The organism is Ornithinibacillus jepli (assembly GCF_047228935.1).
Taxonomy (GTDB): domain Bacteria; phylum Bacillota; class Bacilli; order Bacillales; family Amphibacillaceae; genus Ornithinibacillus.
Map to the genome: position 1 here is coordinate 359,423 of NZ_JBFEGG010000002.1, position 13,470 is coordinate 372,892.

Consider the following 13,470-nt stretch of genomic DNA (forward strand, 5'->3'; position numbering starts at 1 on the left):
TCATTACAAATTTTCTCCTCATAGAAATGGGCTAAAAGTTACGCTCAAGGTTAGAACCCTTTGCATATTCTAGTTAAAAAGCGGAGGAATGCACATGTTTTATTACCAGTATTACTTTCCACAGTTTGTACCTGTTCAATATTACGGGCAACCTTTATACACAGATATGAGGCAGCAACCCACTGTCCAGCAAGTTTTACAAACGATTCGTTCCCAGCATAATAATCTCTATACACAGCTAACAAATGCCGGGATGAATCGTCAAGTTGTGGAATATGTCTTTTTCTTCATGGTGAACTATACTTTAAATCAAGCTAATACGAATCAAACAGCAGCGCAAATCTATAACCAATTCCAAAGACAGGTTCCTTGGTTCAACGTCCTTTTTAGGCAAGCAAATGTACCACAAAATGTTGCGGACCAAGTGATGCGAAGAGTGATTCAAGTTACATTAGATCAAATTGCTGGTGGCGGTCCTACTCCTAGTCCTGGTCAAGGATGGTCTAGCTGGGAAGACTTAGGTGGTACTATTACATCCGCACCAGCTGTTTCATCATGGGCTCCAAATCGCTTAGATGTGTTTGCCCGAGGAACGGATAATGCGTTGTACCATAAATGGTGGGACGGTTCGAGATGGAATGATTGGGAAAACCTTGGCGGAACCTTAACGAGCGCACCTGCTGCAGTTTCTTGGGGACCGAACCGTATTGATGTATTTGTAAGAGGAACCGATAATGCGCTTTATCATAAATGGTGGGATGGCACAAGATGGAGTGATTGGGAGAGCCTTGGGGGCACGCTCACTAGTGGACCAGCCGTTTCTTCTCGTCGTGCCAATCAGTTAGATGTGTTTGTTCGCGGTACTGGTAATCGACTATATAAACGGACATGGAACGGTTCTCGATGGGAGGACTGGGAAGATCTTGGTGGAAACTTAAACTCGGAGCCTGCAGCAGTCTCATGGGGACCAAACCGTATTGATGTCTTTGCAGGAGGACAAAACAATGATCTAATTCACAGATGGTGGAACGGTACCCAATGGAGCAATTGGGAAAGTCTTGGCGGCACACTTACTAGCGCACCGGCCGTATCTTCACGCCGTGCAAACCAATTAGATGTGTTTGTCCGTGGTACTGGTAACCGACTATATAAGAGAACGTGGAACGGCTCTCGATGGGATGACTGGCAAAACCTAGGCGGCAACTTGAACTCTGCCCCTGCAGCTGTTTCCTGGGGACCGAATCGAATTGATGTCTTTGCAAGAGGGCAAAATCAAGCATTGATTCATTCTTATTGGGGAAGATAACTAAGAAAGGTTATAGAAATTTGCTGCACGAAGGATATATAAATAAAAAAGGGGTACTTATCTAAAAAAAGATTTGTGCCCCTTTCTTTTATGTAATACAATAGATTCTTATAAAATAGTAAAAAAGAGGGTTTAATGTGAATAGACTGAAAAAGAAAAACATCCATGACTTATTAGAAACTAAAGGCGTTAAACTAAACCGGACTCTTGGCGGATTTGATTTAATCATGCTTGGTGTTGGGGCAATTATTGGAACGGGAATTTTCATCCTTCCTGGTACGGTAGCTGCATTACATGCTGGTCCTGCTATTATTTATTCGTTTATTATTGCAGCTATTGTGTGCTCGTTTGCCGCGATGTGTTATTCCGAGTTCGCATCTTCCGTACCGGTTACGGGAAGTGCTTATACGTATAGCTATACGGTATTTGGTGAGATTGTTGCTTGGATTGTTGCCTGGGCTCTAGTGCTAGAATATGGACTTGCTGGTGCTTCAGTTGCAACAGGTTGGTCTGCTTACTTTGTATCCCTTTTAGAAGGATTCCATATTACGATCCCTACTGCTATGACTGGCCCTTTTAATCCACAGGAAGGTACATTTATTAATCTACCAGCCGTTATTATTGTTTTTGCTTTAGCATTCTTATTAACATATGGAATGAAGGAATCTGCTCGTCTGAATAGAATCATGGTATTTGTAAAAGTTGGCGTTATTTTACTATTTATTGTAGTCGGCGTGTTCTATGTTCGTCCGGAAAACTGGCAGCCATTTATGCCCTATGGTTGGAGTGGCGTTTTCTCTGGTGCTGCTCTTGTATTCTTTGCTTACTTAGGCTTTGATGCAGTATCGTCTGCTGCCGAGGAAGTAAAGAATCCACAAAAAAATATGCCGATTGGAATTATTGGTTCGTTACTTGTTTGTACTGGGTTATATATTGCCGTTTCACTTGTATTAACTGGAATGGTTTCTTATACAAATCTGAATGTTAGTGACCCGGTTAGCTTTGCCATGTCCATGGTGAATCAAGATTGGATTGCTGGGTTCATTTCCCTCGGAGCAATTGCTGGGATGATTACGGTTATTCTAGTACTACTTTACGGCGGAACACGACTTCTTTTCGCCCTTGGTCGAGATCAGTTGTTACCGAAAAAGATGAGTAAGTTAAATAATAGTAATATTCCAGTGTTGAGTACGTGGATTTTTGCTAGTGTGGTTGCTTTTTGTGCCGGGTTTATCCCACTTTCGAAACTCGCAGAAATGGCGAATATGGGAACGCTACTTGCTTTCACGATCGTTTCCATTGGCATTTTGTTTTTGCGAAGAAACCCTACAATACCAGCTGGCGGATTTAAGGTACCACTATTCCCTGTCATTCCGATTTTATCGTTTGTGTTGTGTATCTTTTTAATGACACAACTCTCTGGTCAGACGATAGTCGCATCGGCGATATGGTTCTTCATCGGTTTGGTGATTTATTTCGGGTATGGGAAAAGACATAGTTTGATGAATAAGGAATAAAAAATAAACCTCACCCTTTTGTTGCACATGAACTAGGGTGGGGTTTTTTATATCTTTCTATTCTAAATAATATTCCTTTATTAATTCAATCTCTTTCTCTGTTAACCCAATTCCATTTCTTAAGTAAGAATCCACAGTGTCGTATTGATACTCGATTTCATTAAATAATTCACGAATATATTCAATTCGTGCTTCATATAATGCCGCTACTATCTCTTTATCAATCACATCTGGTAGTGTATGTCCGATTGCTTCAAATCCTGCCTCTATTTCGTCTAACACGTTATTCGTCATTAAGTAATCTTCTTCTATTATTTCACGAGGTACTTCTAGTAAACTAAGTAGTAATGCAGCAAATGAGCCTGTTCTATCTTTTCCCGCCATACAGTGGAAAAGCATTGGTTCTCCCGGGGAGTCTAGTAATACTTGAAAAATTTTCCGGAACCCTTTAGTATTGGAAACTAATTTCCGATTTAACGACATGAGCATTTCACCAGGCTTACTATTCAGTAGCTTATGTTCAAAATGATTTAGATCTCCTGGTTGGCGTACTACTTCTTCATCTTGAATTAATGAAATGTGATGCCACTGAACCCCTTCCATTTCCGGATCTGGGTGCTTCGTCACTTCATCAAGATCCCGTAAATCACATATATTTTTAACCCCTAATCCTTTGAAAACTTCGATGCCTTCTTCTGTTAATCTACTTAAATTACCCGAGCGAAATAGTGTTCCTTTTTTCACACGGCATCCGGAAGCTGTTTCATACCCGCCTAGCTCACGGAAATTAAAAGTCCCTTCTACTTTTATCTCTTGTAAAATATCTTTCATCCAATCTCCCCATTTCCCTTGATACTGTATTCTATTATACAAGAAAAGCTTTTAGATTTGTTTAAGAATAAATTCTATCAGGCATACCAAACTAAGAAGGATGTAGTTTAGACAAGAAGGGAATTTAGTCCATGAAACGAATAGTGGGTTTCATTTTGTTAGCTAGTATCATTATCCTGTTGCCAATAGAGTTAAATGCTGTAGGCAAAGAAAGTGACACATTAAACCTGAACAAGCATGGGCAGCATATTTTAATGACAAAAGAGGAATTTAAGGAATGGCTATCCAATCAGCAAATTACTAGGGAAATTCGTGTCATTCAACATCACCACACTTGGAAGCCTTCCTATAAGCATTTTCATGGAGATAATCATTTTCAGATGTTAACTAGTATGCAACATCACCATATGAAAACGATGGGGTGGCGTAATATCGCCCAAAATATCACCACTTTTCCAGATGGGAAGATAGCAGTTTCCAGACCACTTAACATGGCACCAGAAGGTTCGATTGGTCCAAAAGCAAACATGTATGGGATTGCCATTGAAAACGTCGGGAACTTTGATAGTGGGCAAGATGAGATGACAGAGGAACAAAAGGATTCGATTCTATTTGTAACAGCCTTACTCAGCTTGAAATTTAACTTAGAACCTTCCATTGATACGATTACATACCATCATTGGTGGCACTTTAAAACGAAGGAAAGAGTACTAGATCATGCCAAGAGCAATGAAGTGAAGAGTTGCCCTGGAACGAATTTTTTTGGTGGAAATTCTACAAAGGCAGCTGAGGCATATTTTTACCCATTAGTTCGAGAAAAAATGGAAGAACTGCGTTAAAAAACACTCGCCAATTGGTTAGCGAGTGTTTCCAATTATTTACATTAGCAAAGGTTTGGCTTTGGTCCAGGCATCGTATCATGAATGGAAGGTGGTGCTAACGTTTGGCCGACTTTCCCACCATGTGGTACAGGTTGGGCGACATATTGGAATGTACTGCATCCATCCATACTTGGGCCACTAGCCCAGCGACCTGTTTTACTTGCTTCTCCTCTTGAGAAATTCATAAACTTATAAGCAAATTCTTGTTTCTCTAGTTTGCGTGGGAATGTAGCCGGAACTACTTTACCATCTTGCGCTTCTAATTCCGCGATGGCTGCTAACCATTGATTCTGGTGCATCGTGTCACGGGCAATTAAGAAAGAAAGCATATCCTTTACACCTGGGTCATCCGCAAGCTCATATAAACGTACTGCTTGAAGTCTCCCTTGTGATTCTGCATTCAAGTTTGCGCGGAAGTCAGCCAGCAAGTTTCCACTTGCTATGGTATAACGGGAATTCCAAGGATATCCGACGCTATCTGTTGGTGTTGCTCCAAGACCTGAAACGATGATATGTTGTGGATTCATCCCTCCAAGTGCCGCTTCTATAACGGGGTCTTTCGCTGCTTCCTCTTGAGCTGAGGCAGGTGCCCCATCTAGCAATCTAGCTATCATCGTTGCAAGCATCTCTACATGGGCCATTTCTTCTGTTCCAATATCAAAAAGCATATCTCTATACTTTTCTTCTCCACGACAATTCCACCCTTGGAATAAGTATTGCATCATGACCGATATCTCACCGAATTGCCCACCTAGAATCTCTTGAAGTTTCCTTGCATACTGAGGATCTGGACAACTTGGTTTTGCATTATATTGCATCTCTTTGATGTGATAAAACATCAAACCATTCCTTTCTCTACTTTAATGCAATTCATTCCTAATCATTCTATGAAAGAAATGGGCAAATATAGTATGTCTTCCTCACATTTTTCAATTTTTTTACTAAGAGATATTTATTTTAACGTTTTTATACAAGGAAATTTATAGAATAACCTTGTTCAAATAGAACATAATAACTCTAAACCTATATAAAGGAGTGATTCATATGTTCTACCATATTAAAGAACTTCAATATAACGCAAAGCCCGATCGTCCAGATCCTGTGTATGCTAAGAAGTTACAAGAAGTGTTAGGGGGACAATTTGGAGAAATATCGGTCATGATGCAATACCTGTTCCAGGGCTGGAACTGTCGCGGTAATCAAAAATATCGTGACATGCTATTAGATATCGGTACAGAGGAAATTGCACATGTAGAGATGTTAGCAACGATGATTGCACAATTATTGGACAATGCCCCTGTTGAGGAACAGGAAAACGCGGCAAAAGATCCAATAATAGGTGCTGTAATGGGAGGCATGAATCCACAACACGCTATTGTTTCTGGTCTAGGAGCAAGACCTGATGATAGTGAAGGGTATCCTTGGAATTCTCGTTATACGATAGCAAGTGGGAATTTGCTGGCCGATTTTCGTGCTAACTTAAACGCGGAGTCACAAGGGAGATTACAAGTCGTCCGCCTTTATGAAATGACCGATGACAAAGGGGTACGGGATATGTTATCCTTCCTTATTGCTCGTGATACGATGCACCAGAATCAATGGATGGCTGCCATCGAGGAACTTGAACAAAACCAAAAGGCAATTGTTCCTGCTACTTTTAATCAAGAGTTTGAGAAACAAGAGGTTTCCTACTCGTTCATGAACTTCTCCCAAGGGGAGGAAAGTAAAGCAGGTCGCTGGGCAAGTGGTCCAAGTATGGATGGGCAAGCTCAATTCGAATATATTAGTGAACCAAAAGCTATGGGGCAAATCCCCGTTTTAAATCCAGCGCCTGGATATATTCACGGAACACCACCACTAGCTCCTTAACAATCTACTATTTTCTAATTAGCATGTATTTCATTGGGAGGCTACCTCTAATGAAATACATGCTAATTTCCTATTTTATCTCCTTTGACTATAATTAAAGTGGGACAAAGAACCTATCCCACCACCTGCGTCCCATGAAGGAGGGAATGTTGATGCACTTTACTGATGATAGTTTTATGCTTCACACCGATTTATATCAAATCAATATGGCGGAAACGTATTGGGCGGATAACGTTCATAATCGCCGAGCTGTGTTTGATTTATATTTTCGGAAGCTACCCTTTGGTAACGGATATGCGATTTTTGCCGGCTTAGAAAAGGCAATCGACTTTATACAGAACTTTACATTTAGTGATAGTGATTTGAAATATTTGCGAGAATTAGGTTATCAAGAAGACTTCTTAGACTACTTAAAAGGTCTTACCTTTACCGGCTCTATCAAGTCCATGCAGGAAGGTGAAGTTGTTTTTTGCAATGAACCATTAATTCGCGTTGAAGCTAACTTAGCCGAGGCCCAACTACTTGAAACGGCACTTTTAAACATCATTAACTACCAAACATTAATCGCGACAAAAGCATCGCGGATAAAACAAGTTGCCAATGGCCAAATTTTAATGGAATTTGGCACACGAAGAGCACAGGAAATGGATGCAGCGCTTTGGGGCACACGCGCCGCATTTATCGGCGGATTTCACGCAACAAGTAATGTTCGGGCAGGGAAATTATTCGGCATCCCCGTAAAAGGCACCCATGCCCACTCCATGGTGCAAGCGTACCAGGATGAATATATTGCTTTTAAAAAATACGCCGAACGGCATAAAGATTGCGTCTTCCTAGTTGATACATATGATACGTTAAAATCAGGAGTTCCAAATGCGATTCGCGTTGCTAGGGAATTCGGGGATAAGATTAACTTCCTCGGCATTCGCCTAGATAGCGGAGATTTAGCTTATCTTTCTAAAAAAGCTAGAAAGCTGTTAGACGAAGCTGGCTTTAAAGATGCAAAAATTTACGCATCAAGTGATTTAGATGAATCCACTATTCAAAGTCTCCAAGCCCAAGGTGCTCAAATCGATGTTTATGGTGTCGGAACGAAATTAATAACCGCTTACGACCAACCAGCATTAGGAGCTGTTTACAAACTCGTAGCAATTGAAAATGAAAACGGGAAAATGGAGAATACCATTAAGATTTCCGCAAATCCAGAAAAAGTGACAACACCTGGTATGAAAAAAGTGTATCGGATTATAAACACAAACAATCATCGCTCTGAAGGAGATTACATTACGTTAGAGGATGAAGATCCGAATCAGGAGAAAAAAATAAAAATGTTCCACCCGATTCACACGTACATTAGTAAATTTGTAACTGATTTTAAAGCAATTAATCTACATCATGATATTTTCCAAGACGGAAAATTAGTCTATCAAGCACCGAGCTTAGAAGAAATTCAAGCTTATTCTGAGCAGCAACTTGATTTATTATGGGATGAATATAAACGAACTATCAATCCAGAAGAGTATCCAGTTGACTTAAGCACGAAAACTTGGGAGACTAAAATGAAAAAGATAGAAAGTACGCGGGAGAAAATTGAAGAACTTGCGGAAAAGCAAGTATAGGCAAGGTCAGTCTTGTTTTAAACTAGAAATTGCTTCCGTTAGAATGATATGCTATCGGAATTTTTCTAATGAGGACAAACTTCGCTAATGTATGCAAATATGTTGTTATAATAATAGCAAGGAAAATTTTACCGAAAGAGGGGAAACAAATGAGCACTTTACAAGAAGTCATAATTACTGAATTGGGTGTAAAGCCTACCATTGATCCGAAGGAAGAGATTAGAAAACGTGTTGATTTTCTAAAGGAATATCTAGTAAAGAATAGCTTTGCTAAAGGATATGTTCTTGGTATGTCAGGTGGACAAGATTCTACTTTGACCTCTAAGTTAGCGCAAACTGCGATTAATGAACTAAACGAGGAAGCTGGAGAAGCAAGCTATCAGTTTATTGGCGTCCGCCTTCCGTATGGAGTGCAATTTGATGAAGAGGATTGTCAAGATGCGATAGATTTTGTGAAACCTAGTAAAGTAATTACCGTCAATATTAAAAATGCTGTCGATGCTAGTGTCGCGTCTTTAGAAGAAGCTGGTGTTGCAATCAGTGATTTCCTTAAAGGGAATGAAAAAGCTCGCGAGCGAATGAAGGTTCAATATAGTATTGGTGGAAGTCATAATTTATTAGTACTAGGTACAGACCATGCGAGTGAAGCTGTTACCGGATTTTTCACCAAGCATGGGGATGGCGCTTGTGACTTGATTCCATTATATGGGTTGAATAAGCGTCAAGGGAAGATGTTGTTAAAAGAATTAGGATGCCCAGAACACCTTTACATGAAAAAGCCAACTGCTGATTTAGAAGACGATAAGCCAGCACTACCAGACGAGGTTGCGCTAGGGGTAACCTATGAAGAAATCGATAATTATTTAGAAGGAAAAGAAGTTGTAGAAAGTAGTAAAAACAAGATTGAAGAATGGTATTTGAAAACGAGACATAAGCGAAATCCTGCCGTGACAATTGCGGACGATTGGTGGAAGTAAAACGTTTAGTGGATAGAGAGCATTGGATGGTGATCCAGTGCTCTTTTTGATGTTGATCGTTATATATGGGTCGCTTTTTCGGTTGTATAGTCTCAGAAAGGAACTGAATGGTACTATCTATTTCCTTTTTTGAACCTGGGACCTCAGTAAGGGAACTGATAAGCGCTATCTATTACCTTTTCAGGAGACTTTTTCTTTAAAAGGGAACAGAATGGCGTTATCTAGTCCCTTTTGGAGCCGTGGGACCTCAAAAAGGGAACTGACACGCGCAATCTCTTACATTTTCCCTACTAAGGAGCGATGTTCCAGTAACAATCGCAGCCATTGCGCAGGTCGATTAAAGGACTCCTCTTTCTTTTCCCTGTGGGGCGTCATATATACATGCCAGCTTAGAGCCCGTTGTACACAAGCAAGTTCATCTGAAATACGTGATGCTTTCACTAACTGTTCCATCGGTACATACTCTGCCCATGGCTTTAAATAATATGGTCGAAACGCTTCTACCATACTTAACCACTTTGATTGATCATCGATTAATTCGTCTAATGCATGCCAAAATATACGGGTGCTGAAAAACGGATGAGACACGGTGGCATCTCCCCAATCAAAAAAGACAATCCGATTATCTACTAATCTGATATTATTTGAATGTAGGTCACCATGCTCGATGGAGTCAGGGATAATGGCATCTAATTCATCACACATAGCTAATAACTCTGGCTGAAGTGCCATTACTCGTTCTGTTTCTTTCGCTGAAAGACCTGTCGCACACATATCTTCTAAATTCTCCTCTATTTCTCTTTTAAGAGTGGGCATCCGCCTATCAGGAACACCAATAGAAAGTAGTTCGTTTACGTGTTGAATCTGTGAAACCTGTAATTCTGCATATTCCTGCAGAGCTCGTTTCCATAGCTTTTCATTCGGCAAACGACGTAATGATTCTCCGTCTATATCTTTCATCAATAGCCAGCCATTCGTCTTATGAACGGCCACGGTGGTAACAGAGTTTTCAGGTGACAAAGCGGAAATATGCTTTGTTAATATTGCCTCATGAGCAGACGATTGGTTACTTGCTTTAAAGTACAGATCCCCTTCAGCAGTCGGGATTCGCTTAATAAGACTGAGATCTGTTTTTTTCACGTCCTCTATTCTACCTACTATGCTATCTCCAGATTCCTTGATAACAGTTTGTATCCACTTATTAGCTCGATCATCAAAATCGGGATATAGCCATGCAGCATGTACTTGATTATTGTCCATAGGAATACCTCTCCGTCCTAATTCATTCTATTTAAACTAATCATTCCACATCGATGACTGGTTATCCTTCTTACGGAATACGTTATGTTAAAACGATTATTAAACATAGGATAAATGTGATACCTGAAAGTGGTGTCATTACCAATCGTTCCTTTTTACTTCGAGATAATACATTTGCAATAGTATTCAAACCGAGAAAAATGGTGATAATCCAGACTAATAGATTTGTAGAGATGAAGTTCATCCAATTTATGACATTTGTATGTTGTAGAAAAATAACACCCATCATCAAAAGAATTAACCCATTTATTCCACTTATAATACGTAATTTTACCGGTAAAACTTTGTAATACCCACCCATAGCAAACTCGCCTAACGGGTAACCTAGTAAAAGCAACATCTGAAACACAGCAACTAGTGCAAACATAGTTGCGACAATGATGGTTAATATGTGGATCGTATCCAATTCCATATAACTCCTCCTAAACAAGTATTTTACTTGAACTCCTCATGTGCTTTTGAGACACGTTTTAAAAATTCAACAACCTCTTTATCCATCGGGTAAAAAGCAATACTTTCATCTAAATTTTGCAAGGACTCCCACAAGCTCCCAAGTAGCTCTTGGTCATTCCCAAACATCTTTTCAGCCTGATTTAACCAACGCCTGGCAAGCTTTATAGCCAATTCCGAACTCGGGTCAATATCACGGTATTTTTTAATATCGTAAATAGCTCCCATCCATTCGTGAACATCTTCCTCAGTCATTTGTGCATTCACATCTACAATCTTTTTAATCTCATCTTTATTTAAGATGTTGTTATATTGCTGTAGGATTTCATCTGGGTCTTGGTGGTAAAATTGAATAATACTGTAAATAATAGGCCAACTAATTTCTTCTTCAAAAACAATGGAGTATGATACCCCAAGCAGTGCTTGTTCTAACATCTTTAACCGTTCTTGTTCCTGTCTAACCATGTCTAATTGTTGGTGGATGGACTCCTGCCAATTTAATGTGGAGCTCTTCAAGATATCTTTAATCTTTTCCAACGAAAAGCCCATATATTTCAATGCCAGAACACGCTCTAATCGCATGACGTCATCCTCACTATATAACCGATGGCCACCACTGGTTCTTGATGAAGGTTTTACCAACCCAATTTCATCGTAATAACCTAATGTTCTTACTGTTACCCCAGTATGTTTTGATAATGTTCCAATGGTGTACATAACATCACCCTCCCACCCCTTTTCTTAAGTATAAAACAACACGTTACGTGTGGTTCAAGAATGAATTTCGAAATAATTAGATTTTTTATCAAATGAAAAAGCAATCAAAATCTTAGTTGATCTTGATTGCTTGGTGGGACAGGTAGGCAGGTCCAGTTTAATCCCAGAATTTGTGGTCGTCTTCTTCTGTTAGTTCTTCGGAGAATTCGGTTTGGTATTGGTAATTTCTTGGTTTTTCCACAGTACCTTTATCTTCATTAGGTAATACGTGATTTGCTAGGTAGCTGTGGAAAAATGCTTCAAAGATGCCTACTGCTATGGCAGCAATTAGTGAAGCGATAATCGGGTTATCTGCAGGAGTCATTGTGTCTGTGAACCAATAAATGATAGCCCACGCTAATCCAAAATCCGCTATTGTTGCAATGGTATTATTCGTTCTCGGTAGTATTAACAAATCCCCAATTACATATGCGGCAACACCTAATACTAATGATAAAAGGAACACCTCTCCAAAATCCATTCCATAGATGAGACCGAGAATTAAATAAAGAAGAATAAGAGAGCCTACAAATTTTATTAATAGCGCTTTTACATGTTTCATGTTTTTCCACCTTTAAACGTTTTATAGTTTAGAACTGCCAAATTTCCATTGTATTGCTTCATTTTAGATTGCACATTTTAACAGCATATTATTCTTTTTAACATCCGTATAAATACGTATCTCGGATGTATGTTTTATATTGTTAGTTATAGTTATGATGCTAATTTCAAAAATGCAGGATAAAGAGGAAAATAAAAGGCAAATTATATATATCACATAGAAAGGAGATTGATGATGACACATAATGCCAATCAAATTCTTAGTCAAATTACACAAATCGCAAATCAGCTAGCACAACAAGAAACACAGAATGCCCAGCAGCTTCAGCAAGGACAAGTAGATTCTAGTGCACAACAACAAATGGCAGGTCTAGAACAAAGTGCCGCTCAAAAATTAGACCAAATTCAGCAGTTAATTCAACAGTATCAGCAAGTAAGCCAAACAGAGCAAAGCTTCCAAGCTTCAACTGGCGCAAGTGCTAATACTGCTACAGGTGCACACTCTGCATTACAACCAGGGTTTTCTGGAACAAACGCTGAGGAAGTTAGACAGCAAAATCAACAATCCGCACAAAATCAAAGTGGTGGAAATACATTTAGTTAACATATTAAGGAAAAAACCATAATTCCATGAGAAATTATGGTTTTTTTTCGAGCGATGGCACTCTTTCATTCATTCTTTTACTTTTTTATAATCTCCCCCTTGTAACACCCCTGTTACTTTTCCTTAACATGTATTTAAGTTTAGCAACTGCTCAGAACGTGAATATAAAAAGTAAACCCTTCACCATAAAACTCACAGTTAGGAGTGGAAAATATGGAAGGTTTTAAACAGATTGTGCTAGCATTTGACGGATCTAAATACAGTGTCCGAGCGTTACAGACTGCAGAACATATAACTAAACTAAGTGGTGCGAAGTTAACAGTAGTTGTTGTACATGAACCATCCCTTGATACTACTGTTACTCCCGGTGTTGTGACGGGGGATGGCGTACAGCTTTACCATCCACATATTGGAGCACTTCCACCACATCATGAAGGAACACCGAGCGAGATGAATAATACACCGTTGCAAGATGATAGTGCTGATAAAGTTATTGATGACGCCTCTATGAGACTATCAAAGCTTACCGAAGTAGATTACGAGATATTATCAGGGAAACCAGCTGAAAAAATTATTGAATTTGCAGAGGAAAAAGATGCAGATCTTATTATCATGGGTAATCGAGGACTTAGTGGAATTAAAAAGCTTGTTATGGGGAGCGTAAGCAAAAAAGTATTAACCGAGGCAAGCTCACCAGTACTCGTTGTGAAATAGTGGGACAGGGGGACAGGTTCGGTGTCCCACTACCCAACTCATGTCTCTATAATCATAACTTATCA

The 13,470-nt window shown here is 39.5% G+C and carries 14 protein-coding genes; 8 read left to right on the forward strand and 6 right to left on the reverse strand.

What is annotated here, in order from left to right; translation table 11 throughout:
- The first annotated feature begins 94 nt into the window (after positions 1-94).
- A complete protein-coding gene (locus tag AB1K81_RS09730; RefSeq protein WP_412976463.1) occupies positions 95-1,306 on the forward strand; it encodes a PLL family lectin in 1,212 nt (403 codons plus the stop codon).
- Positions 1,307-1,443: 137 nt separating this feature from the next.
- Positions 1,444-2,823, forward strand: coding sequence for an amino acid permease (locus AB1K81_RS09735; protein ID WP_412976464.1), 1,380 nt, complete (start codon positions 1,444-1,446; stop codon positions 2,821-2,823).
- A gap of 57 nt (positions 2,824-2,880) precedes the next feature.
- On the opposite strand, the gene AB1K81_RS09740 is transcribed toward AB1K81_RS09735, so the two are convergent.
- The gene (locus tag AB1K81_RS09740; protein WP_412976465.1) at positions 2,881-3,654 is read right to left on the reverse strand and encodes a tyrosine-protein phosphatase; all 774 of its coding nucleotides are present in this window, start codon (positions 3,652-3,654) and stop codon (positions 2,881-2,883) included.
- A 131-nt stretch (positions 3,655-3,785) separates the two neighbouring features.
- On the opposite strand from AB1K81_RS09740, the gene AB1K81_RS09745 reads away from it, so the two are divergent.
- Positions 3,786-4,493 carry an N-acetylmuramoyl-L-alanine amidase gene (locus AB1K81_RS09745; RefSeq protein WP_412976466.1) on the forward strand — a complete coding sequence of 236 codons (708 nt, stop codon included), beginning with the start codon at positions 3,786-3,788 and terminating at the stop codon, positions 4,491-4,493.
- A gap of 44 nt (positions 4,494-4,537) precedes the next feature.
- Here the strand turns inward: AB1K81_RS09745 and AB1K81_RS09750 are convergent, their stop codons facing one another.
- On the reverse strand, positions 4,538-5,374 hold the full coding sequence (locus tag AB1K81_RS09750; protein WP_412976467.1) for a manganese catalase: 837 nt from the start codon (positions 5,372-5,374) through the stop codon (positions 4,538-4,540).
- A 205-nt stretch (positions 5,375-5,579) separates the two neighbouring features.
- Here AB1K81_RS09750 and AB1K81_RS09755 point away from each other — a divergent pair, with 205 nt between their 5' ends.
- The 3 genes from AB1K81_RS09755 (at position 5,580) to nadE (ending at position 9,000) form a co-directional block, all read left to right on the forward strand.
- Entirely contained in the window at positions 5,580-6,404 is an 825-nt protein-coding gene (locus AB1K81_RS09755) for a manganese catalase (RefSeq protein ID WP_412976468.1), read from the forward strand.
- A 152-nt stretch (positions 6,405-6,556) separates the two neighbouring features.
- Positions 6,557-8,023, forward strand: a complete 1,467-nt coding sequence (locus AB1K81_RS09760) for a nicotinate phosphoribosyltransferase (protein ID WP_412976469.1) — start codon at positions 6,557-6,559, stop codon at positions 8,021-8,023.
- A 149-nt stretch (positions 8,024-8,172) separates the two neighbouring features.
- Positions 8,173-9,000: an NAD(+) synthase gene (gene nadE, locus AB1K81_RS09765; protein ID WP_412976470.1), complete on the forward strand. Its 828-nt coding sequence runs from the start codon at positions 8,173-8,175 to the stop codon at positions 8,998-9,000.
- Between the two features lie 276 nt (positions 9,001-9,276).
- On the opposite strand, the gene AB1K81_RS09770 is transcribed toward nadE, so the two are convergent.
- From AB1K81_RS09770 to AB1K81_RS09785, 4 genes are all read right to left on the reverse strand, one after another.
- Positions 9,277-10,260, reverse strand: coding sequence for an aminoglycoside phosphotransferase family protein (locus AB1K81_RS09770; RefSeq protein ID WP_412976471.1), 984 nt, complete (start codon positions 10,258-10,260; stop codon positions 9,277-9,279).
- Positions 10,261-10,342: 82 nt separating this feature from the next.
- The gene (locus AB1K81_RS09775) at positions 10,343-10,732 is read right to left on the reverse strand and encodes a hypothetical protein (RefSeq protein WP_412976472.1); all 390 of its coding nucleotides are present in this window, start codon (positions 10,730-10,732) and stop codon (positions 10,343-10,345) included.
- Positions 10,733-10,755: 23 nt separating this feature from the next.
- On the reverse strand, positions 10,756-11,487 hold the full coding sequence (locus tag AB1K81_RS09780; RefSeq protein WP_412976473.1) for a MerR family transcriptional regulator: 732 nt from the start codon (positions 11,485-11,487) through the stop codon (positions 10,756-10,758).
- Between the two features lie 157 nt (positions 11,488-11,644).
- Positions 11,645-12,088: a YndM family protein gene (locus AB1K81_RS09785; RefSeq protein ID WP_412976474.1), complete on the reverse strand. Its 444-nt coding sequence runs from the start codon at positions 12,086-12,088 to the stop codon at positions 11,645-11,647.
- Positions 12,089-12,322: 234 nt separating this feature from the next.
- Between AB1K81_RS09785 and AB1K81_RS09790 the strand changes: the two genes are divergently transcribed.
- Both AB1K81_RS09790 and AB1K81_RS09795 read left to right on the forward strand, forming a co-directional pair.
- Entirely contained in the window at positions 12,323-12,691 is a 369-nt protein-coding gene (locus AB1K81_RS09790) for a hypothetical protein (RefSeq protein ID WP_412976475.1), read from the forward strand.
- A 213-nt stretch (positions 12,692-12,904) separates the two neighbouring features.
- Positions 12,905-13,405, forward strand: a complete 501-nt coding sequence (locus AB1K81_RS09795; protein WP_412976476.1) for a universal stress protein — start codon at positions 12,905-12,907, stop codon at positions 13,403-13,405.
- Positions 13,406-13,470: the final 65 nt, after the last annotated feature.

Excerpts from the sequence above, each read along its gene's own strand:
- AB1K81_RS09760 (WP_412976469.1), top strand. The coding sequence starts at position 6,557 with ATGCACTTTACTGATGATAGTTTTATGCTTCACACCGATTTATATCAA.
- AB1K81_RS09755 (WP_412976468.1), top strand. The coding sequence starts at position 5,580 with ATGTTCTACCATATTAAAGAACTTCAATATAACGCAAAGCCCGATCGT.
- nadE (WP_412976470.1), top strand. The coding sequence starts at position 8,173 with ATGAGCACTTTACAAGAAGTCATAATTACTGAATTGGGTGTAAAGCCT.
- AB1K81_RS09780 (WP_412976473.1), bottom strand. The coding sequence starts at position 11,487 with ATGTACACCATTGGAACATTATCAAAACATACTGGGGTAACAGTAAGA.
- AB1K81_RS09795 (WP_412976476.1), top strand. The coding sequence starts at position 12,905 with ATGGAAGGTTTTAAACAGATTGTGCTAGCATTTGACGGATCTAAATAC.
- AB1K81_RS09730 (WP_412976463.1), top strand. The coding sequence starts at position 95 with ATGTTTTATTACCAGTATTACTTTCCACAGTTTGTACCTGTTCAATAT.
- AB1K81_RS09740 (WP_412976465.1), bottom strand. The coding sequence starts at position 3,654 with ATGAAAGATATTTTACAAGAGATAAAAGTAGAAGGGACTTTTAATTTC.
- AB1K81_RS09785 (WP_412976474.1), bottom strand. The coding sequence starts at position 12,088 with ATGAAACATGTAAAAGCGCTATTAATAAAATTTGTAGGCTCTCTTATT.
- AB1K81_RS09750 (WP_412976467.1), bottom strand. The coding sequence starts at position 5,374 with ATGTTTTATCACATCAAAGAGATGCAATATAATGCAAAACCAAGTTGT.
- AB1K81_RS09790 (WP_412976475.1), top strand. The coding sequence starts at position 12,323 with ATGACACATAATGCCAATCAAATTCTTAGTCAAATTACACAAATCGCA.
- AB1K81_RS09770 (WP_412976471.1), bottom strand. The coding sequence starts at position 10,260 with ATGGACAATAATCAAGTACATGCTGCATGGCTATATCCCGATTTTGAT.
- AB1K81_RS09745 (WP_412976466.1), top strand. The coding sequence starts at position 3,786 with ATGAAACGAATAGTGGGTTTCATTTTGTTAGCTAGTATCATTATCCTG.
- AB1K81_RS09775 (WP_412976472.1), bottom strand. The coding sequence starts at position 10,732 with ATGGAATTGGATACGATCCACATATTAACCATCATTGTCGCAACTATG.